This window comes from Nocardia sp. N2S4-5 (assembly GCF_044628355.1).
GTDB lineage: Bacteria > Actinomycetota > Actinomycetes > Mycobacteriales > Mycobacteriaceae > Nocardia > Nocardia wallacei_B.
Genome location: NZ_JBIUPM010000001.1, coordinates 1841593 through 1861133, shown reverse-complemented (window position 1 = coordinate 1861133; position 19541 = coordinate 1841593). Strand labels below are relative to the sequence as shown.

Sequence of the window (19541 nt, the reverse complement as noted above, 5' to 3'; positions counted from 1 at the left end):
GTCTTTCGTCAGCGTCGGCCGTGTTCGACCTGGTTGAACGGCACGTTGCGATCGGCGGCGTACTCGCGCGGCATACCGAGCACGCGCTCGCTGATCACATTGCGCGCCATCTCGGTACTGCCTCCGGCCAGGCCCCAGGCCGCCCGGAACAGGTAGTCCAGACCGACCTGCGCGGTGTCGGCCGGATCGCCGGGCGCGTGCGTCGCGGCCGTCGGTCCGGCGATGCGCACCGCCGTATCGATTTGCAGCCAGGCGTTCTCGGCGCTGAACAGCCGCGTGATGGCGCCCGCCGCGGGCGGTAGCGCGCCGCTGGTGATCGCGGCCGTGACGTGGTCGATGAGCTGGTCGCGCACGACGTTCATGGCGCGCGCCGCGCCGATGTCCTCGCGGGTGCGCTGATCGTCGAATTGCCCGGTGGCACGGGCGAGTTGGACGAGCTGGTCTGCCTCGCCGCCCAGGTGCGGGCGGGCGCCGCTGGTGTAGGGCGAGGTGCCGCCCAGCGCGGCCCGCTCGTGGCCCAGCAGCTGCGAGGCCGCCTCCCAGCCCGCGTCGACCTGGCCGAGCACCGCTTCGGGCGGCAGTGCCACGTCGTCGAAGAACTCCTGGCAGAACTCGGTCGAACCGGTCACCTGTTTGATCCGCTGCACCGTGACGCCCTCGGCGTGCACGGGCACCAGGAACAGGGTGAGCCCGCGGTGCTTGGGCACGTCCCAGTTGGTGCGGGCCAGGCAGAGTCCGTAGTCGGCGGCGTACGCGCCGGAACTCCAGATCTTGGAGCCGTTGAGAATCCAGCGCTCGCCGTCGCGGTCGGCGCGGGTGGTGAGCCCGGCGAGATCCGATCCGCCCCGCGGCTCGGACAGGAACTGCACCAAAATCTCCTCGCCGCGCAGCACGGCCGGCAGATGGGCGCGCTTCTGCTCCTCGGTGCCGAGATCGAGCAGGGTGGCCGCGCAGATGGCCAGCGTCGGCACGTTCAGCAGCAGCGGCATCTCGTAGGGGATCGACTCCTCGGTGAAGGCCAGCTGATGCGCCGGTGACAAGCCCTGCCCGCCGTACTCGGCGGGGAAGCAGATCCCGGCGAAACCGCCGTCGTACAGGATGCGCTGCAATTCCCGGGCCCGGTTCCACGCCTCCTCGGTGTAGGACTCGACATGTCCGGGGGGCGGGGGCGGCAGGTTGTCGCGCAACCAGTCGCGGGCGCGGGCGCGGAATTCGGCGACGGGCTCCAGTTCGGTGGCGGGCTCCAGGTCGATGGCCATGGCAACGCTGCCTTTCGGGGTGTCGGGGTGCGGCTCAGGCGGCCGCGGTGTCGAGCAGGTCGGTGATGTGGCGGTGGTGTTCCTCCGGCGTGCCGTACAGCGCCCGGCCGAGGGTGATCCGGCGCAGGTACAGGTGCAGGTCGTGCTCCCACGTGACGCCGATGCCGCCGTGCAACTGCACGCAGTCCTGGGTGATCACCGGAGTCTTCGCTCCCACATAGGATTTCGCGATGCTGACGGTCTCTTCGGTGGCCGGTGCGTCGTCGTCCCAGGCCGCGGCGGCGGCGGTCGAGGTGGCCCGGCACGCCTCCAGCCAGGTCTTGTTGTCGGCCATGCGGTGTTTGAGTGCCTGGTAGGAGGACAGCGGGCGGCCGAAGGTGTAGCGATCGGACAGCCAGCCCAGCGTGGCGTCCAGCGCGCGATCGGTGGCGCCGACCATTTCCGCCGCGGTGAGCGTGGCGGCGGTGAGCGCCTGTGCGCGGACGGCGGGTGCGGTGTCGTCTCCCGTGTGCACCACCGCGTCGGCGGTGATCGCGACGTCGTCGAACGTCACCCGGGCGGTGCGCCGGACCAGGTCCAGGGTCCAGCCCGGGGTTACCGTGACTCCGGGGGCATCGGCGCGCACCAGCACCTGCACCGGTCCCTGCGGACTGCTCGCCGTGACCAGGAACAGGTCGGCCTGATCGGCGGACTCGACCCGATCCTTCACTCCTGTGAGCCGGTAGCCGGTGCCGTCGGGTGCGGCTCGGGTGCCCATCGGGTCGATATTCAGGGGCGGAAAGCCGCGGCCGGGCTCGTAGATCGCCCAGGTCGCCACCTCGGTACCGGTGAGCACGGCGGTCACGGCCTCGGAGTGCGCGCTCGCGGCCGAGGCCAGGCCCGCGAGCACGGCGTTGGTGGTGACGAACGGCCCCGGTGCGCACGCTCGGCCCAGTTCGGTGGCGATCAGGGCCAGTTCGGTCATCGGCCGACCGGAAATCGTTCCGCCGCCGAGGCTTTCGGGCGCCAGCATGGCCGTCCAGCCCAATTCCGCGCCGCGCCGCCACCAGTGGCGGTCGAAGCCGGTCCCCGCCTCGCCGAGCGCGCGGACGGTGCTCACGGGCATCGTGTCGGCGAGGAAATCACGCGTGGTCGTTTGGAAGAACCGCTGGTCCGCGGTGGGGTCGTGGGGCATTGTGCCGGTCCTCTGGTTGACGCCGAGCTAGACTTGTGGAAATCTCATACTCACAGATGAGAGTCATATTCTCAATCGTGGAAGTCAACTGGCAACGTGGGTCGGGCGGTGTTCCGGCCGGAGTGTCGAAGGGAACCGTCGAGTCGTGAAAAACTTCGAAGAGCTGGACTTCTTCCTCGGACGGGAACTGGTCGACGATCCGTATCCGTATTTCGACGCGTTGCGCGCGCAATGCCCCGTCACCCGCGAGAAGCACCACGACGTGATGATGGTGACCGGGTACGACGAGGCGCTCGAGGTCTACAACGACGTCGATCGATTCTCCTCGTGCGTCTCGGTGACCGGGCCGTTCCCCGGCTTTCCGGTGCCGCTGGACGAGACCTCCGACGTGAACGCGCTGATCGCCGAGCACCGTGACTCGCTGCCGATGAGCGACCAGCTGCCGACTCTCGATCCGCCGGTGCACACCGACCACCGCGCCCTGTTGATGCGGCTGATCACTCCCAAGCGCCTCAAGGAGAACGAGGCGGCGATGTGGGAGATCGCCGATCGGCTGCTGGACCAGTACCTGGCCGGCGGCGGGGGCGATGTCATCCGGGATTTCGCCGGTCCGTTCACGCTGTACGTGATCGCGGACCTGCTGGGTGTGCCGGAGGCCGACCAGGAGGAATTCCTGCAAGCGCTGCAACGGGATCCGCACCGGGAGGGGTCCAGCGTCGGCAGCACCGACGGGGAAGGCATGTCGCACAACCCGATCGAGTTCCTGTACGCCCGCTTCTCCTCGTATGTCGAAGACCGGCGCGCCAATCCGAAAGGTGACGTGCTGACCAGTATGGCGACCGCGACGTTCCCCGACGGGCGGCAGCCGGAGGTCATCGATGTCGTGCGGGTGGCGGCCAATCTGTTCTCCGCCGGGCAGGAGACCACCGTGCGGCTGCTCAGCTCCGCGCTGAAGCTGCTGGCCGAGCGTCCCGACATCCAGCAGTATCTGCGCGAGGACCGCAGCCGGATCCAGAACTTCATCGAGGAGTCGCTGCGGATGGAGAGTCCGGTGAAGGGCGACTTCCGGCTGGCCAAGGTGCCGACCACGGTCGGCGGGACCGAGGTGCCGGTGGGTACGGTGCTGATGGTGGTCAACGGCGCGGCCAACCGGGACCCGCGCCGCTTCGACGACCCCACCACGTTCGAGGCGAGCCGTTCGAATGCCCGCCAGCACTTGGCTTTCGGCCGCGGCGTGCACACCTGTCCGGGTGCGCCGCTGGCGCGCGCGGAGGCCCGCGTGGCGATCGAGCGCCTGCTGGAGCGCACCGCCGAACTGCGGATCGACGAGAGCGTGCACGGACCGGCCGACGCCCGCAAATTCCACTATCTGCCGACTTTCATCCTGCGCGGGCTCACCTCACTGCACCTGACGTTCGACCTCGAGGAGAAAGCGCGATGAAGGTCACCATCGACGACGACCGATGCCGCGGCCACGGCGTCTGCCTCGGACTGTGCCCCGAGGTGTTCGAGCTGACCGACTACGGCTACGCCGAGGTCACCGTCACCGATGTGCCCGAGCAGTACGAGCAGGCGGTCCGGGACGCGGAACAGGCCTGCCCGGAACGGGCCATCGTGATCGAGTAAGCGGTGCCGGGGTGGGTCCGGCCGGGAGGAGTCGGACTGTCGTCATCGGTGATGCTCCGAACGATATCGCTTGTGCACGTCACGCCGGTTTCCAAGCTATCGCTATCGCACACAGGATTTCCCGTAACGAACTGGAGCGGCATTCGCCCGATGCCGCCCTGGATCGCCTGGATACAGATACGGTGCTCTCGACCGTGACTGGGGTAATCGAGCGCTCAGTGACCGACGTGGTAGATACGTGAGATGTTGCGCCGGTGTGCAGTCCAGCACCTGTATCTAAAGGTGGTCTGGTGTAATTGGAGTCGCCCCACTGGCTGCTGCGGTCCGGTCGATATCTCGTGCGAGGTCGAAGTCCAGCTCGGTCAGTTTCCGCCCGACATCGTGGGTCGTAATTCGGAACTCGATCCGCTCCCAGGTGATCAGCATGTCGGGGTGGTGACCGACCTCGCGAGCCTTCGCCGCGACGTACACCGCCAGGTGCACGCACTCGTGATAGGTATGGGCGAAGGTGCGCGTGATCTCATCTCCGTCACGCTTCCACCCGGGTAGTGCTTCAAGGCGGCTGGCGATCTCGTTGTCGTTCAGCGGCACTGGGGTCATGCAATCGATCCAATCAGGGTTCGCAGTTCTTGTCCGGCAGAGGTGTTCTGCCAGGCAAGAGCATGGGAGGGAAGGGCTTTCAGTTCGCTGCGCAGCCGGGCCGACCCCGTGACGATCACCGCACCGGTCGCTTCGGACGCCGCCCATACAGCTCGATCGGGGTCCGGGATTTTCGCGAGCGCAGTGGCCTGCCGGGCGCGGAACACCGCTTTGTCGCGGCGGGCAGACTCCGGTATCGAGTCGATGACCTCATCCCACAAAGCAACAGCAGCGGCGGCGTCCCGTGTGTCGCCAGTGCGGGCGTAGGAGGCCGCCCGCTGCACTTCGACATGGTGTGGGGTGCGGCGACACGCGTTTCCCCATGGATGCTCGTCATCGACGCGGCCGATCAGGGAGGCGAGGTCATCGAGAAGTCCGTCTGCGGTGACGCGGTCACCGAGTAGAGCGTGGCCTTGCGCCTGGTGCTGGATGGCTATCGCGCGGGCCTTAGGGGACAATTCCTGTCCGGCGGCGAGAGCGGCTTGAGCGTAATCGATTACTGCCCGACCGTCGCCGTGGTCGACGGCGAGCATCGCCATGTTGGAAAGTGCGTAAGAGACCATCTGCGGGTCGCCGCAGCGATGCGCGAGAGACAGGCTGGTTACCCGCCATCTCGCGGAGGCGGCCAGGTCGCCAGCGTCCTGATACAGCCAGCCGAGCAGAGCGGCGTACGCGGTGCCGGTTTCGAGAAGACCACGGCGTACGGGTCCCTCAGCTTCGCTTGCCAGGACTGTGATCAGCTCCGTTTGGGATCGTACGGTCGGGATGAGATAGAGGGGTCCCAAATACATGTCCGCCGTGTAGTGCCCGGTGAGCTGGGTTCGGAAGTAATCAACCAGTTCTGGTGCTACATGGTTGCCAGTCACGGCCCCCACGTGCGCCAACGTCTTTTCGAGCGTCATGTCGCCTATGGCAAGGATAGGCAGCCCCGCGATCGCGGTCCCGAAATCACGTCGTCTCACTTCATTGACCTCTTGCACGCCTGAACCGCCCGATGGTACGAGCCCACGCGGAGAAGGTCGGAGGGGGTCTTCGGACTCTTCCAGCACAGCAGATGCGCTCGTGCGAGAGTGCCGCTTCGTTTGCACATCGGCGTTGGCCCGGGTGCGGAGAGCGATCAGGGCGCCGTTGGCGCTGAGTGCGGTATCGAGCGCCGAGACTAATTCTTGTGAGGGGAGAGTGGCGTCTTCCCACTCCGTCATTGAGACGTACTGGCGTGAATAGCCAACCCTGGCTGCCAGGGCGCGCTGGCTGAGCCCTGCCTCGAGTCGCAGTCGTTTGATTTCGCGCGCCAATTCGTCGGCAACGTGTGCCAGCTGCCGTTCTGGTTGATCCGCCGGGTCGTTCGGAGTCCCCCTCATGATTTCATTCTGACCCATCGCACGGGGTGGCAAGCCAGCTTTCGGCCGACTTGCCACCTTTCTTGCCTGTCTGGAGGGGCATTTTGCTGGATGTGGGCACCGCGGAACCGGTCGCCCGGAATCGAGTGGGAGGCCGCAAGCCATGACGACAACGACCCGCCACGGCGTTCCGCTGCTGGCCGCTGAACAGCGAGTAGGGATGCGGCCCGAGTTGCTGGACGTGATCGAGTACCGCAAGTCCGGTTTGAGTCTGAACTGGATCGTCGGGTGTCCGCTGGATTGCGGTTACTGCGTGCGGCATTTGTTCGATAACTTCGCCATGAAGGTCCCGCGTGCGTTGATGGACGACGAGGAGGCCGCCGGCCTGCTGACGGGGCATCAATACTTCCGGCCGCACGTCACTCCGATTCAGCTGCTGAATCGGGCTACCGATCCGATGTTGCCGAGGGTCAAGCAGCACACGCTCAACATGTTGAGGCTGCTGGATGCGCGCGGGTTGACCAACCACGTTCTCGTGATCACCCGGTGGCGGATCGAACCCGAGGACTGCGTGGTGTTGAACTCGATCGAGAATCTGAAAGTCACTGTGCTGGTGACATATTCGGGTATCGATGACGCGCGGATCGAGCCGGTGGACTCGGCGATCGCGGCGCGGTCGCTGGCGACGGCGTTCGAGCAGGCCGACCGGTATCGGGTGGTGCTGTATTGGCGGCCGATCGTGCCGGGCCTCAACGACTCCGATGAGCATCTGCGCCGCGCGCTCGCCCTGAGCCGGCACGCACACGCGACGGTGTTCACCGGGTTGTTCTTCAAAGACCAGATCCGCGACTACTACCGCGCGAACGGGCTGCCGGAACCCTATCCGGAAGGGGCGCGGCGCAAGGTGTTCCCCGAGGCGCTGGAACGGCGGATTCTCGATGCCGCCGATAGGAATCGACCCGGTTCCCCGTTGTTCCGCAAGACCAGTTGCGCGGTTGCCTACGCGCACGGCGTCGCAGACTACAACGGCCATTACGGCATCCGGGAACTGTGCGACATCTGCCCGGCCGCGCAGCTGCGACGGTGCGCACAGGCGTGGCAACTGCCGGAGCAACGGCATGTCGCCGAAGAGACCGCGGTGTTGGGCGGCACCCTCGTACGGATCAACGACCGCGCTGTCGCGGTGTCGGGGTTGGATGAACAGCGCCGCTACTTCATGCAGCACGGTCTCGGTTACCAGGTGCACGACATCGACAAACCCCACCATGACCATCGACATGGCCGCGCCGATCTCGGCTGGCCTACAACGAGGGAGAACACGCCGCTATGACGAAGCCACTTCCGTTTCCGACCGCCTTGCGCGATCGGCAGTTGGCCGTGGTCGATGTGGAGGGTAACGGGCAGAGCCCGCCCGAGATCATCGAAATCGCGGTGCTGTTGGTGGACGGGCCGACGATGGCGGATGCGTTGCGGTCGTGGCTGATTCAGCCGCAGCAGCCCGTGACGACGATCGTGACTCGCAAGGTTCACGGGATCACGAACGCTGATCTCGCCGAATGTCCACGGTGGCACGAGATTGCCGAGGAGATCGATGAGGCACTGTGCGGGCGGGTGCTGATAGCCCACAACGCGACAGTCGAGCGGAAGGTCCTCACGGCGCATCTGCCCAACTGGAATCCGCCGCTGATACTCGACACGCTGCGGCTGGCGAAATCGGTGTGGCAGGGTCTGCCCTCCTATGCCTTGGACAAGCTCATCGACCGCGGCCAACTCGATACCACAGCCGTAGCCGACCAGGGCTACCACCGCGCTGGTCATGACACCTGGGCGGCCTGGCAACTGCTGTGCGCGTTGATCACCGACGGCGATCTGGACTGGCCGGCTCTGGTGTCGGCGGCAGGTCTGTCCGACTTCTTGCCCACACCCGAACCAGAAGGGGGATTGTGGTGAGCAGCAACGATCAACCGGTCACCATCGCGGTGGTCGGCACGCATTCCACTGGCAAGAGCACCTTCCTGGCCCGGCTGGCCCACGAACTGCGCCGGACCGGTTTGCAAGTCGCCACGGTCGCGGACCTGGGCGAGCAAGCCCAGCGGATGGGTATGCCGATCCTGTGGAACCACACCTGGACCTCGACGTTATGGATCGTGACCAGAGGCATCAGCAATGAACTCGAAGCATGGCTACACGGGGATGTCGTGCTGGTCGACCGCGCCGTCCCCGACGCGCTGGGCTACTACCGGGCCGCCCTCGCGTACCGCGGCGAGGCGGCCGACCGGGCGGGATGGGCGTATCTGGAGACTCTGGCCCGTGACCACGGCCACCGCTACAACCTGATCTTCCGTACCCAGCTCGACCCCGATATTCCGTTGGGCACCAACAAGACCCGCGATGCCAATCACCAGTTCCGGAAACTCGCCGACCGCCACGTCGGCGAGGTACTGGCGGAGCTGGCGCTACCGTGGCTGCCTCTCGCCGCTGACGGGCACGACGCAGCGCTAACTCTGGCCGTCGGCTTCGTTGCCGAACAGCTGGGTAACGACGCGATATCCGGCCCGACCAGGGCGACCGCATACACGGAAATTTCCCAGAACCATCAATCTGACGGTTTGCGGCGGTGATGAAAATGCAAGCAGCACAATCAGACCCACAGCACCATATATCCAGCCGGGAAATGGATGAAACCATGATCGTGACGCCGCCGCAGATCTGCGACTACGCCGATATCGCGTTGGCACACGAGCAGATGCGGCTACATCTTGCCTGTCGGGTCGATCGCTGCGTATGGAAAACAGCGGCCTACCACACGCTTGTGGAGGCAGGGCGACTCGCGCCACAGACATTGGCCCCGCGGGAGCGCGCCGCCGCACGAGGACTGCCGTTTCCGCCATTGGATTGCGAATCACCCACGGGCGCCGGGCCGACGCGGCAAACGTTGCGTGAGGTGTTGGACAGACTCTCCGAGCTGGCGCTACCTACGTCGAGCGCAGATAGCGACGGCAAACGATGAGCCTCGGAAGGGCGTGAGCAGTTCCCGAACCTATCTGACTTCGAAAGGTATTGTGGTGGACCCCGATCCGGAATCGGCGCGAGTGCGAGTGCTCATCAAGCGGGCCACACGAGCGGGCTACGGGCTGGTGCGCGGTTCCGGCTCGCCATACGCCTGGATTCTGCTCGACATCGACGACGGCGAACCGATCCATTCGGCCGCGACATTGGACGACGTCGAGAGCTGGTTGAATTCCTGAGTACTTTTCCAATTCTTTCGATGATGCGGAATGGCCCAGCATGCGGTTGTTTCATGCGCGGGATGGCGAGGGTGCGGACCACGACATGAGGACTTCAACCTCTATAGGTCCTGCCGCTGGATGAGGTGGGCTGTGCTGCTCGTGCTGGATGAGCGGCTGGTTCGCGGTTCTTATGTCTGGTCTGTTGCGGGCAGCCCGATGGTGATGGCGGCGTTCAGGATTCCCAAATCCGCGCCGAGTTCGGCGGCGAGGGTGCGGGCTACTGCGATGTCTTTGCCGAGGAATTCGCCGACCGAGGTGCGGAAGATGTCGACGGCGCCCTTGGCGGCGATGCTTGCCAGGGCGCGGCCGCTGCTGCTGGCGTGTGGCAGGGCGTCGAGCAAAGTCGATTCGTCGAGTCCGAGCTGGCTGCCGAGGCGTATGGCGTCGGCGACGAGGCCGATTTGGGCGGCGAACAGGGTGTTGTTGACCAGTTTGACGCGCTGGCCGGAGCCCAGTGGGCCGACGTGCAGCACCGGATCGGCGTAGGCGGACAACACTTCTCGGGCGCGATGCACTGCCGCGTCGGTCCCGCCCGCGAAGACGGTGAGTTGTCCCGCCGCGATATTGTGCGGGCCGCCGCTCACCGGCGCGTCCACCACCTCGAGGTCGTGCGGTCGTGCCGCGTCGGCGATGGCGGCCACGGTATCCGGGCTGCCGGTGGTGTGCACGACGAGCACCGCGCCGCGCGGCAGGGCGGACAGCACCGGGCCGTCCAGACACACCTCGCGCACCTGCTCGTCGCTGAATACGCAGACCACGAACACGTTCGCGCCCTCGGCGGCCGCGGCGACGGTTTCGACCGGCTCGGCACCGAGTTCGCCCAGCGCCGAACGACTCTCGGCCGACCGGCCCACCGCCCGCACCGTATGCCCGGCCCCCGCCAGCCGCTCGATCATGGGGCGGCCCATGCGCCCGGCCCCCGCGAACCCGATCAGCACCGCGACCCCCGCGGCGAATATGGCCCGCCGCAGCGGGGGTGGCGGTAAGGCATCGCGAATTCCCTTCAGCGCGTGCGGTGCATGAGGGCCAAGGTGGCGTCGGCGGCGTCGAGGACGGTTCCCGGTGGCACGCCCGCGGCGTCGGCCAGATCGGCGACCAGGCCGACGTCCTTGCGGAGCAGATCTCCGGCGTGTGCGGCGAGCCGGTCGAGGTTGCCGCCGGCGGAGACGACGCGGCCCAGGGCGAAGCTGTTCGCGGTGCCGTGCGTGATCACCTCGCCGAGGCGGTCGGAGCTGATGCCCAGTGACTCGGCCAGCCGCAGGGTGCTCTCGGCGGTCGCCAGATTCGCGGTGAACAGCAGGTTGTTGAGCAGCTTGGTGGTCTGCCCCGCCCCGACCTCGCCGAGGTGCACGATCGGGTTCGCGTAGGTCTCGAACACCGGCCGACTGCGTTCGACCGCCTCGGCGTCCCCGCCGATCATCACCAGCAGCGTCCCCGCCTCGGCCGCCATACCGCCGCCGCTGACCGGCGCGTCGATGAGCGAGACGCCCTGCGCGGCAGCAACTTTCGCCAGCTCGCGGCAGGTCTCGGGATGCACGGTGGAGTGCACCGCGACGATCGATCCCGCGGCGATTCCGGCCAGCACGCCGTTCGCGCCGGTGAGCACCTCCCGCACGTCGTCGTCGCCGACCACGCACAGGCACACCAGGTCGCTCCGCGCGGCCAGTGCGGCGGGGGAGTCGGCCGTGGTGGCCGGGGTGTCGGCGAAGGGTTCCAGCGACGCCGCGCGCCGCGCCCACAGCGTGGTGGGGTGCCCGCTCTCGGCGATGCGGCGCGCCATCGGCCCGCCCTGACTGCCCAATCCGATGAATCCGACTCGCATCAGCGCACCTCGTCCTTCGTAGTCGCGGGGGCGGGGCGGTAGAACACGGCGAGCAGCCCGGCCGTCGCCAGCACGCCCAGGATCAGCGCGATACCGCCACCGGCCCACCCGGTGATCTCGATGCCCGCGGCATGGTCCACCGACAGCCATCCCGGCCCCAGCAGACCGAGCGCCACCGCGACGACCGCCAGCACCAGCACGTACTCGTAACCCTCGTTCATCACGAAGAATCCGTTGCGCCGGTGCGCCAGCAGAGCGGCGACCAGCATCACGGACACGATCGCCGCCGCGGCGAACGGGGTGAGCAGACCGAGCGCCAGCAGCGCACCGGCCGCCACCTCGGTGAGCACACTCAGCCACGCCTGGAGCACGCCGTTGCGCAGCCCGAGCGAGGCGAACCAGCGACCCGTGCCCGCGATCTTGCCGCCGCCGATCCAGTGATTGACGCCGTGCGCGATCATCGTGCCGCCCACGACCAGTCGCAGCAGCAACAGCGCTACATCGCCGACCTCCATGTGCCTCACCTCCCTGGCGGCGTCTGCGCGCCGCCGTCGAATTGTCGTGTGGGACCGGAGAATTCACCGGTCGCGGCGGCCACCACGCACTCCTCGACGAAGGAGAGCAGCTTCAGGTGGTACGCCGCCGCCGTGTACCCCAGGCTGATGTTGTGCCCGGTGTTCGGCTGTAGATTGACTACCACCCGCGGCGCCGCGTGGAACAGTCCCGCGATCCCGGCGAGTTCCTCGGGATCGTTGCGCCACACCGTCTCGTGGTCACCCGCGGTCCAGCGCACCGGAATTCGCACCAGGCCGGCCAGCCGGGGGAGTTCGCGGTCGGGCCAATCGGTGATGGCCGCAGCCTCCAGTTTCGGGCCGGGCACGCCGATGGCCGCGCCGCCCACCAGGTCCGGGGGATACAGCCGGTCGGGATGCCACAGCAGCGCGCCGAGTCCCGGCGGCCGGGCGCCGGGCGGCCGCGGGCTCCAGAGTATGCGCTGGGCTTCCGGATGATGCCGCCGCCCGCTGCCCGCCAGCTCGACACCGAGCAGCGCGCGGCCGCGGTCGTCTTCGGCCGACATCCGCAGGGCGAGTTCGCATCCGGCCGAGTGCGCCAGCAGGAATATGCCCGCGCCACGGGGCCGGTCGCCGAGGTGGGCCTCGATACCGCCGTGCATCAGGCCGACGCGGCGCTCCGGCCGGGTGAGCCGGTCCGCGAACGGACCCGAACTCCCGTAGCCGGGTCGGTCCAGGGCCAGTACCGTGTATCCCAGTCGCCGGGCGGTGCGCAGCAGCGAGAGTTCGGGATGTCCCGGGCAGTCGAAGTACGCGGAGGTGGTGGCGCCTCCGTGCAGTGCGACCAGAACCGCGCGCGGCGACGGCGCTTCGGCCAGCAATCCCGACACCGGGATGCCGTCGACGTCGGCGACCACCGCTTCGGGTGCGCCGTCGTCGGAGGGCAGCAGGTCGGTCTGGGTGAGAGTCATCGCGCGCCGCTCGCGTTCCCGGCGTTCAGGATTGCGTCCGCAGCAGGATCGCGCCGCCGGGCGTGAGCCCGCCGCTGGACACGACCGCGACCCGGGCGCCGTCGACCTGTCGCGGGCCCGCGCTGCCGCGCAACTGCACCACCGCCTCGTGCAGCAGGCCCATGCCGTGCGTGCGGCCGTGCGAGAGCTGGCCGCCGTGCGTGTTGACCGGGATGGTGCCGTCGCGGGCGATGGCCTTGCCGCCGTCGAGGAAGTCCTTGGCCTCGCCGATGCCGCAGAATCCGAGCGCCTCGATCCAGGACAGGCAGTTGAAGGTGAAGCCGTCGTAGAGTTCGGCGACGTCGACGTCGGCGGGGCGCAGCGTGGTCCGGCTCCACAGGTGCGCGGCGGGCCCGAGGACCTGCGGCTCGTGGGTCAGCGTGCTCTGATCCCACTCGATGCGCTCGACGATCTGGGTGCCCACGGCCTCCACCAGCACCGGCGGCACCGCGAGATCCTGCGCGGCGTCCTTCGCCGAGACGATCACCGCGATGGCGCCGTCGCAGGGCACGTCGCAGTCGTAGAGACCGAACGGGGTGGTGATGGTCCGGGCGGTGAGGTAGTCGTCCATGGTGAGCGGATCCCGGTACACCGCAGTGGGTTCCAGCTCGGCGTTGGCGCGCTGGTTCAGCGCGATCCAGCCGAGCGTCTCGCGGGTGGTGCCATAGCGATGGAAGTGCCGCTGCGCGTTCTGCGCCAGGGTGTGCGCGGCGGAGGTGGCGCCGAAGGGCATCATCCAGCTGGTGGTGCGCCCGCCGGAGGGCTTGATCCGGCCGGTCTTCATCAGCTCGTTGAACGTCGCCTCCCACAGCGTGCGGAAGCACAGCACGTGCCGCGCCAGCCCGGCCGCCACCGCCGTCATCGCGGCGATCACCGAGCCGCCCGGACCGAAGGTCTCGATGCCGCCGTTGTGCCAGGTGGGCCGCAGCCCGAGGGCGGCCTCGAGGGCGGTGATGCCGCCCTCGCCGAACCCGCCCAGATTGCCGCCGCCCGGATAGGAGGCGAGACCGTCGATGTCGTCGAGGGTCAGCCCGGCGTCGGCGACGGCACGCTCGCACGCCTCCACGGTCAGTTCCAGCGGCGGCACCATCAGTCGTCGGCCCAGCCGGGACATGCCGATCCCGGTGAGCGCCACCTTGTCCTCGAACTTGTCCTGGCGGATCATCGGCCGCACGTGCTCGGCGAACCGGGCGGGGTCGATCTCGTCCACCGGCAGCGCGTCGGGCGTGGGCTGCTCGGCGGCGGGCCGGAACAGCGGCAGCCAGACGTCGTCGTCCTGCCGGAACACCACCTCCAGCCGCATCCCGAGCGCCAGCTCGTCGGGGTTGGCGTCGATGATGTTGGTGGTCAAGCGAACTCGCGGATCCTCCACCAGCGCGACCTGCGCCACCACGTAGGGCGCGGGGAGTCCGGGTACCGAGAACCGGTGATTCACCGTGAAACTCGACAGCACGGCCGCGCCGGACACCTCCCGCACGCCCAGGTCGTGCCCGCGGCAGTAGCGGCACAGCGGCTGCGGCGGATGGATCAGCGCCGCGCAGGACCGGCACTCCTGGATCCGCAGCGTGCCGTCGGCGCCCGCGGTCCAGAAGAATTCGGTGTCCGGGGTGAGCAGGGGCAGTGGCCGCCCGGACGGCTCGGCCCGCGATGCAGGTGTCTGCTCGGCCACAGCGCCTCCTCGTGATGTCGCAGCCGACGCCGCGGCCGGGACGGAGCGCCGCCGCGGCCGTGGTCGCCGGATGCTGTGTGGTGTCCGGCTATTCGGCGATCGAGATCGCGCGTTCGGGGCACGAGTGCACGGCCTCGCGCACCTGCTCGCGCTGGTCGTCGGGGACCGATTCGTCGACCGGGGACGAATGGCCGTCGATCTCGCTCAGTTCGAACGACTTCGGGGCGATCATCGCGCACAGCGTGTGCCCTTGGCAGCGTTCCTGATCGACATGGACCTTCACGACGTACTTCCTCTCGGATGTGACAGCGGTGGTGGCGGGCTCAGGTGTTGCGCCCGCCGTTGACGCCGATGATCTGGCCGGTGATGTAGCCGGCCTCCTCGGAGATGAGGAACGCGCAGGCCGCCGCGATATCGGCGGGCGTGCCGACGCGCCGGACCGGCGTGCGCTGGATGTGGTCCTCGACCGAGCCGCCGAGCCGGCGCGCCTCTTCGGAGCGGCGCAGCATCGGGGTGTCGATGAACCCGGGCGGGACGGCGTTCACCGTGATGCCCGACGGCCCGAGTTCCAGCGCCAGCGCCTTGGTGAGGCCGTTGACCGCCGACTTGGCCGACACGTAGTGCGACATGAACGGCTGGCCGGAGTGCGTGCTGGAGGAGGAGATGTTGACGATGCGTCCCCAGCTCGCCGCCAGCATGTCCGGCAGCACCGCCTGCACGCAGTGGAAGACGCCGTGGAGGTTGACGTCGATCACGCGCTGCCACTCGGGGAAGGAGATGTTCTGGAACCGCTTGAATCCGTCCACGCCCGCCGCGTTCACGAGCACGGTTACCGGACCGAGTTTGGCGCGGATGTCGGTCAGCGCCGCGGCGATCTCCTCGGGGTCGGTGACGTCGGCCCGGAAGGCGAAATCGTCGTCGGTGGACGGATTCAGATCCAATGCGGCGACGTGGAATCCGTCGCTGCGCAACCGCTGTGCGATGCCGAGGCCGATGCCCGAGGCGCCGCCGGTGACCACTGCCGTCTTCACGCGCGCCCCTTCCCGGTGATCCGGATACGCGCCGGGCGACTCGGCGCCCCCGTCACGAGAGTGCGTGTAGTCTCGAGCACAAGAATCTCCCTTCCAAGTATGAGAACCGTACTCTCGTCGCGATTGAGTCCGCAAGGGTCGCGCGCCGGGCCGCTCGGCCGCCCCGGCATTCGCGCCGGTCCCGAGAATTCGCGCAGCGCACCGGATTGTGGCGAGTTGTTACGGCCCTGGGCTACGAATGTTACATTCTCTGATATCGAGAATGAAGTTTCCACAGATCGGCGAGGAGACGGGATGTCAACGCAGGAACAGGCGCTAGCGGTCACGCGGCGGCTGCTGATCGATGGGCAGCTGGTCGAGACCGGCCGCACGCTCGCCTCGCTCGATCCCGCGACGGGCGCGGTGTACGGACACGCGCCGGAGGCGGGGGTGGCCGAGGTGGACGCGGCGGTCGCCGCGGCGCGGCGGGCCTTCGACACCACCGACTGGCCGACGAACCCGCAGTTCCGGGCGCACTGCCTGAACCAGCTGTACCAGGCCCTGCGCGACAACGTGGAGGAACTGCGGGAGCTGACGATCGCGGAGGTCGGCGCCACCCGCATGCTCACGCACGGCAATCAACTCGAGACGCCGTTCGAGATCGTGCGCTACTACGCCGGATTGCTGGCGGACTACCCGTGGACCGAGGATCTCGGCGACGTCGAGGTCCGCGGCCAGCAGCACCACCGCTGGGTGGAGAAGGAGGCGGCCGGCGTCGTGGCCGCCATCGCCGCCTACAACTATCCGCATCAGCTCGCGCTGGCCAAGCTCGCGCCGTCGCTGGCGGCCGGGTGCACCGTGGTGCTCAAGGGCGCGCCCGACACCCCGCTGGCCACCCTGGCGCTGGGCGAGATCATCGCGAACCACACCGACATTCCCGCCGGCGTGGTGAACGTCCTGTCGGGCTCCGACATCGAGGTCGGCAAGCGGATGACCACGCACCCGGACGTCGACGTCGTCACCTTCACCGGCTCCACCCCCGTGGGCAGGCAGATCATGGCCGCCGCCAGCGCGACGCTGAAGAAGGTGTTCCTGGAGCTGGGCGGCAAATCGGCGATGATCCTGCTCGACGACGCCGACTACACCAAGGCCGCTCAGTTCGCGGCGTTCAGCATCGCCAGCCACGCGGGACAGGGCTGCGCGCTGACCACCCGGGTCCTGGTGCCGCGGCAGGACCACGACAAGGTGGCCGAACTGATCGCCGCCACCCTCGGCTACGTGACCTACGGCGATCCCAGCGATCCGAAAACCTATATGGGCCCGCTGATCAGCGAACGCCAGCGCGACAAGGTCGACGGCCTGGTGCAGCGCGCGGTCGCCGCGGGCGCCACCCTCGTCACCGGCGGGGAGAAGGTCGACCCGGGCTACTTCTACAAGCCCACCCTGCTGTCGAACGTCGACCCGGACAGCGAGATCGCGCAGGAGGAGGTGTTCGGGCCGGTGCTCGCACTGATCTCCTACACCGACGACGACGATGCCGTGCGGATCGCCAACAACTCCATCTACGGACTGTCGGGCGCGGTGTTCGGCGCCGACGCCGACCGCGCCAAGGCGGTGGCCCGGCGCATCCGCACCGGCACGATGAGTGTCAACGGCGGCAACTACTTCCACCCCGACGCCCCGTTCGGCGGCTACAAACAGTCGGGCATCGGACGCGAGATGGGCCGGCTCGGGCTGGAGGAATTCCTGGAGCACAAGACGCTGGCGGAGGTGGTGTCGTGAGCAAACCGCTGGAGGGCATCCGGGTGCTCGAGGTCGCGATGTACGGTTTCGTCCCGTCCGCGGGCGCCGTGCTGTCGGACTGGGGCGCGGATGTGATCAAGGTCGAGCACGCCGTCACCGGCGACCCGCAGCGCGGGCTGCGCCAGGTGGGCGCGTTCAAGATCGAGGGCGACCCGAATCCCAATGTGGAGCATGCCAATCGGGGCAAGCGCAGCATCGGTGTGGACATGTCGGTGGCCGAGGGCCGCGAGGTGATCTACGACCTGGCGCGGCGCGCGGATGTGTTCCTCACCAGTTTTCTGCCGCAGGCCCGCGCCAAGTTCGGCATCGACGTGGACGACATCCGCACGGTGAACCCGGGCATCATCTACGCCCGCGGCAGCGCGCTGGGTCCGCGCGGCCTCGAATCCGATCGCGGCGGGTACGACATGACCGCGTTCTGGTGTCGCGGCGGCGTGGCGGCCACGGTCACCCCGCCGGGCACCGAGGGCATGATCTCGCCGCCCGGACCGGCGTTCGGCGACACCATCTCCGGCACCAATCTCGCGGGCGGCATCGCGGCCGCGCTGGTGAAGCGGGAACGGACGGGGGAACCCTCGATCGTCGACGTGTCGCTGCTCGGCAGCGGCCTGTGGTCCATCGGCCACACGGTCGCGCTGTCGGCGTATCAGGACAAGCCGATGGTGGCGCCGGTGCCCGGCACGCACGGTGCGCCCACCAACCCGCTGTCGGGGCTGTACGCCACCTCCGACGACCGGTACCTGTCGTTCGTGATGCTGCAACCGGCCAAGTTCTGGGCCGACGTGTGCCGCCACATTGATCGGCCGGAACTGGCCGACGACCCGCGCTTCGCCGACACCGCGAAGATCGCCGAGCACACCGCCGACGCGGTGCAGATCCTGCGCGAGGTGATCGGGAAGCGGACGCTGGCCGAGTGGACCGAGCGCTTCGCCACCCTCGCCGGACCGTGGGCGCCGGTGCAGGATTCGCAGCAGGTGACCGCCGACGCACAGATCCGCGCGAACGAATATCTGCTCGACGCGGGCCACATGGAGCTGGTCTCCAGTCCGGTGCAGTTCGACGTGCACGCGCCGGAGCTGCGGCCCGGGCCCGAGTTCGCGGCCCAGACCGAGGAGGTGCTGCTCGAACTCGGGCTGGACTGGGACCGCATCATCGCCCTGAAGGCCGCCGGCGCGGTCGCCTAGGACGGGTGAAGGAGGCACCGATGCCCTACATCGCGTCGATGGGGACGTACCTGCCCTGCTGGGGCAGCCGGGACAGCCGCGTGACCGGTGACGACGAGGACGCCGTGACGCTGGCGGTCGAGGCCGGGCGGGCGGCGCTGGCGGGCGGCGTGCCGGTGGAACGCGTGGTGCTGGTCAGCCGGGACCTGCCGCTGGTGGACAGCAGCAATGCGGCGGTGCTGCTGGCCGGTCTGGGGCTGGATCCGGAGCTGGAGGTGATCGAGCGGCTGGGCGGCGCCCCGGCGACGCTGGACGCGCTGAGTTCGGCGCGTCCGCGCACGCTCGTCATCGGTGTCGACGTGGAGCCCGCGGGCGCCGCGGCGGCCTGGGTGTCCGAGCGGGAGGGCCTGCAGGTCCGGATCGCCTCCCGGGTCGCGCGCAGCCTGCCCGCCCGGACGCGCAACGCGGTCGGCACGGTCCATGATTACGGCGATCCGCGGCTGCTGCGCGAGCGCGGGCTGGTGGCGTCGCTGTCGGCGGCGTGGCTCGACACTCCCGTGGCGGTCGCGGGGGTCGACCACAAACAGGCTGCGGCGCATAGTCTTACGCCGCCGCGGCTGCCCACGCTGGGCGCCAGCTCCGGGCTGTTCGCGCTGGCCTGGATGGGTGAGCGGGGCGAGGCCGGGTTGCTGGTGGGGGTGGAGCAGGCAAACCTGTCCGGGGTCACGGTGGTCGCCGGGCCGACCGCGGTGCGGCGCAGCGAACCGGTCGCGCGGGCGTTGCCCGCGGGCGAGTACATCCCCGGCGGGGATCTGCCGATCTCGCTGGCCGCCTACGAGCGGGCGTTCGAGGCCAAGGTGCGCTGGGAGGCCGGACGGCACGGCGACGGTGGGGAATTGGATTTCCCGCCGCGCTACCGGCTCGGTCCCGACGGCACGCTGAGTACCGACTACACGCTGGTGCCGTTGCCGCGCACCGGCACCGTCTACGCGGAGACGACCGTGCGCATCCCCGTGCCCGGCTCGCGCAGCCCGTATTCGCTGGTCCTGGTGGAACTCGACGACGTGGGTGTGCGGGCGCTGGCCAAGGTGACCGGCGCCGATCCCGGGAGCGTCGGCATCGGCGCCCGCGGGCGCATGGTGCTGCGCCGGGTGGCGGTGCGCTCCGGCGTGCCGGACTACGGCTATGCCTTCGAACCGGCGGGAGAGTCGAAGTGAGGGAGTC

22 protein-coding genes are annotated in these 19541 nt (G+C 68.6%); 11 read left to right on the top strand and 11 right to left on the bottom strand.

Annotation, left to right across the window (positions count from 1 at the left end):
• Positions 1-8 precede the first annotated feature (8 nt).
• Together ACFMRZ_RS08070 and ACFMRZ_RS08065 are read right to left on the bottom strand one after the other, a co-directional pair.
• Positions 9-1259 (bottom strand): acyl-CoA dehydrogenase family protein, encoded by a 1251-nt coding sequence (locus ACFMRZ_RS08070; protein WP_400178543.1) that lies wholly within the window; start codon positions 1257-1259, stop codon positions 9-11.
• Positions 1260-1293: 34 nt separating this feature from the next.
• Entirely contained in the window at positions 1294-2433 is a 1140-nt protein-coding gene (locus tag ACFMRZ_RS08065) for an acyl-CoA dehydrogenase family protein (protein ID WP_400178542.1), read from the bottom strand.
• Between the two features lie 145 nt (positions 2434-2578).
• Here ACFMRZ_RS08065 and ACFMRZ_RS08060 point away from each other — a divergent pair, with 145 nt between their 5' ends.
• The 3 genes from ACFMRZ_RS08060 to ACFMRZ_RS08050 are packed head-to-tail and all read left to right on the top strand — an operon-like array spanning position 2579 to position 4301.
• Positions 2579-3874 (top strand): cytochrome P450, encoded by a 1296-nt coding sequence (locus tag ACFMRZ_RS08060; RefSeq protein ID WP_280271249.1) that lies wholly within the window; start codon positions 2579-2581, stop codon positions 3872-3874.
• Positions 3871-4059: a ferredoxin gene (locus ACFMRZ_RS08055; RefSeq protein WP_280271248.1), complete on the top strand. Its 189-nt coding sequence runs from the start codon at positions 3871-3873 to the stop codon at positions 4057-4059. Before ACFMRZ_RS08060 ends, ACFMRZ_RS08055 begins: the two co-directional genes overlap by 4 nt.
• A gap of 11 nt (positions 4060-4070) precedes the next feature.
• Complete coding sequence (locus tag ACFMRZ_RS08050; protein ID WP_280271247.1) at positions 4071-4301, top strand: HAD family hydrolase; 231 nt, start codon at positions 4071-4073, stop codon at positions 4299-4301.
• Between the two features lie 34 nt (positions 4302-4335).
• On the opposite strand, the gene ACFMRZ_RS08045 is transcribed toward ACFMRZ_RS08050, so the two are convergent.
• Both ACFMRZ_RS08045 and ACFMRZ_RS08040 read right to left on the bottom strand, forming a co-directional pair.
• Positions 4336-4659, bottom strand: coding sequence for a 4a-hydroxytetrahydrobiopterin dehydratase (locus ACFMRZ_RS08045; protein WP_400178541.1), 324 nt, complete (start codon positions 4657-4659; stop codon positions 4336-4338).
• Positions 4656-6059 carry a helix-turn-helix transcriptional regulator gene (locus tag ACFMRZ_RS08040; RefSeq protein WP_400178540.1) on the bottom strand — a complete coding sequence of 468 codons (1404 nt, stop codon included), beginning with the start codon at positions 6057-6059 and terminating at the stop codon, positions 4656-4658. Before ACFMRZ_RS08040 ends, ACFMRZ_RS08045 begins: the two co-directional genes overlap by 4 nt.
• Positions 6060-6201: 142 nt before the next feature.
• Here ACFMRZ_RS08040 and ACFMRZ_RS08035 point away from each other — a divergent pair, with 142 nt between their 5' ends.
• Genes ACFMRZ_RS08035 through ACFMRZ_RS08015 form a run of 5 tightly spaced genes read left to right on the top strand, consistent with a single transcriptional unit; the run spans position 6202 to position 9286 of the window.
• Positions 6202-7368: a radical SAM protein gene (locus tag ACFMRZ_RS08035; RefSeq protein WP_400178539.1), complete on the top strand. Its 1167-nt coding sequence runs from the start codon at positions 6202-6204 to the stop codon at positions 7366-7368.
• Positions 7365-7988, top strand: a complete 624-nt coding sequence (locus ACFMRZ_RS08030) for an exonuclease domain-containing protein (protein ID WP_400178538.1) — start codon at positions 7365-7367, stop codon at positions 7986-7988. Before ACFMRZ_RS08035 ends, ACFMRZ_RS08030 begins: the two co-directional genes overlap by 4 nt.
• Positions 7985-8659 carry an AAA family ATPase gene (locus tag ACFMRZ_RS08025; protein ID WP_400178537.1) on the top strand — a complete coding sequence of 225 codons (675 nt, stop codon included), beginning with the start codon at positions 7985-7987 and terminating at the stop codon, positions 8657-8659. The genes ACFMRZ_RS08030 and ACFMRZ_RS08025 overlap by 4 nt, the downstream gene beginning before the upstream one ends.
• Before the next feature lie 53 nt (positions 8660-8712).
• On the top strand, positions 8713-9048 hold the full coding sequence (locus tag ACFMRZ_RS08020) for a hypothetical protein (RefSeq protein WP_400178536.1): 336 nt from the start codon (positions 8713-8715) through the stop codon (positions 9046-9048).
• 55 nt (positions 9049-9103) lie between these two features.
• Complete coding sequence (locus ACFMRZ_RS08015) at positions 9104-9286, top strand: hypothetical protein (RefSeq protein WP_400178535.1); 183 nt, start codon at positions 9104-9106, stop codon at positions 9284-9286.
• A 170-nt stretch (positions 9287-9456) separates the two neighbouring features.
• Here ACFMRZ_RS08015 and ACFMRZ_RS08010 read toward each other — a convergent pair whose 3' ends face one another.
• The 7 genes from ACFMRZ_RS08010 to ACFMRZ_RS07980 all read right to left on the bottom strand — a co-directional run bounded on the left by ACFMRZ_RS08010 (position 9457) and on the right by ACFMRZ_RS07980 (position 15372).
• Positions 9457-10266: an NAD(P)-dependent oxidoreductase gene (locus tag ACFMRZ_RS08010; RefSeq protein ID WP_400178534.1), complete on the bottom strand. Its 810-nt coding sequence runs from the start codon at positions 10264-10266 to the stop codon at positions 9457-9459.
• A 65-nt stretch (positions 10267-10331) separates the two neighbouring features.
• Positions 10332-11150, bottom strand: coding sequence for an NAD(P)-dependent oxidoreductase (locus tag ACFMRZ_RS08005; RefSeq protein WP_280270589.1), 819 nt, complete (start codon positions 11148-11150; stop codon positions 10332-10334).
• The gene (locus ACFMRZ_RS08000; protein ID WP_400178533.1) at positions 11150-11665 is read right to left on the bottom strand and encodes a DoxX family protein; all 516 of its coding nucleotides are present in this window, start codon (positions 11663-11665) and stop codon (positions 11150-11152) included. The genes ACFMRZ_RS08005 and ACFMRZ_RS08000 overlap by 1 nt, the downstream gene beginning before the upstream one ends.
• Positions 11666-11670: 5 nt before the next feature.
• Positions 11671-12633: an alpha/beta hydrolase gene (locus ACFMRZ_RS07995; RefSeq protein ID WP_400178532.1), complete on the bottom strand. Its 963-nt coding sequence runs from the start codon at positions 12631-12633 to the stop codon at positions 11671-11673.
• A 25-nt stretch (positions 12634-12658) separates the two neighbouring features.
• On the bottom strand, positions 12659-14293 hold the full coding sequence (locus ACFMRZ_RS07990; protein ID WP_280270596.1) for a thiolase C-terminal domain-containing protein: 1635 nt from the start codon (positions 14291-14293) through the stop codon (positions 12659-12661).
• A gap of 136 nt (positions 14294-14429) precedes the next feature.
• Positions 14430-14624, bottom strand: a complete 195-nt coding sequence (locus tag ACFMRZ_RS07985) for a ferredoxin (protein ID WP_187688258.1) — start codon at positions 14622-14624, stop codon at positions 14430-14432.
• A gap of 40 nt (positions 14625-14664) precedes the next feature.
• Positions 14665-15372 carry an SDR family NAD(P)-dependent oxidoreductase gene (locus ACFMRZ_RS07980; protein WP_280270586.1) on the bottom strand — a complete coding sequence of 236 codons (708 nt, stop codon included), beginning with the start codon at positions 15370-15372 and terminating at the stop codon, positions 14665-14667.
• Positions 15373-15666: 294 nt separating this feature from the next.
• Here ACFMRZ_RS07980 and ACFMRZ_RS07975 point away from each other — a divergent pair, with 294 nt between their 5' ends.
• Genes ACFMRZ_RS07975 through ACFMRZ_RS07965 form a run of 3 tightly spaced genes read left to right on the top strand, consistent with a single transcriptional unit; the run spans position 15667 to position 19534 of the window.
• Positions 15667-17133: an aldehyde dehydrogenase family protein gene (locus ACFMRZ_RS07975; protein WP_400178531.1), complete on the top strand. Its 1467-nt coding sequence runs from the start codon at positions 15667-15669 to the stop codon at positions 17131-17133.
• A complete protein-coding gene (locus ACFMRZ_RS07970) occupies positions 17130-18338 on the top strand; it encodes a CaiB/BaiF CoA transferase family protein (protein ID WP_400178530.1) in 1209 nt (402 codons plus the stop codon). Before ACFMRZ_RS07975 ends, ACFMRZ_RS07970 begins: the two co-directional genes overlap by 4 nt.
• Positions 18339-18358: 20 nt before the next feature.
• The gene (locus tag ACFMRZ_RS07965) at positions 18359-19534 is read left to right on the top strand and encodes an OB-fold domain-containing protein (RefSeq protein WP_400178529.1); all 1176 of its coding nucleotides are present in this window, start codon (positions 18359-18361) and stop codon (positions 19532-19534) included.
• The last annotated feature ends 7 nt before the right edge of the window (positions 19535-19541 follow it).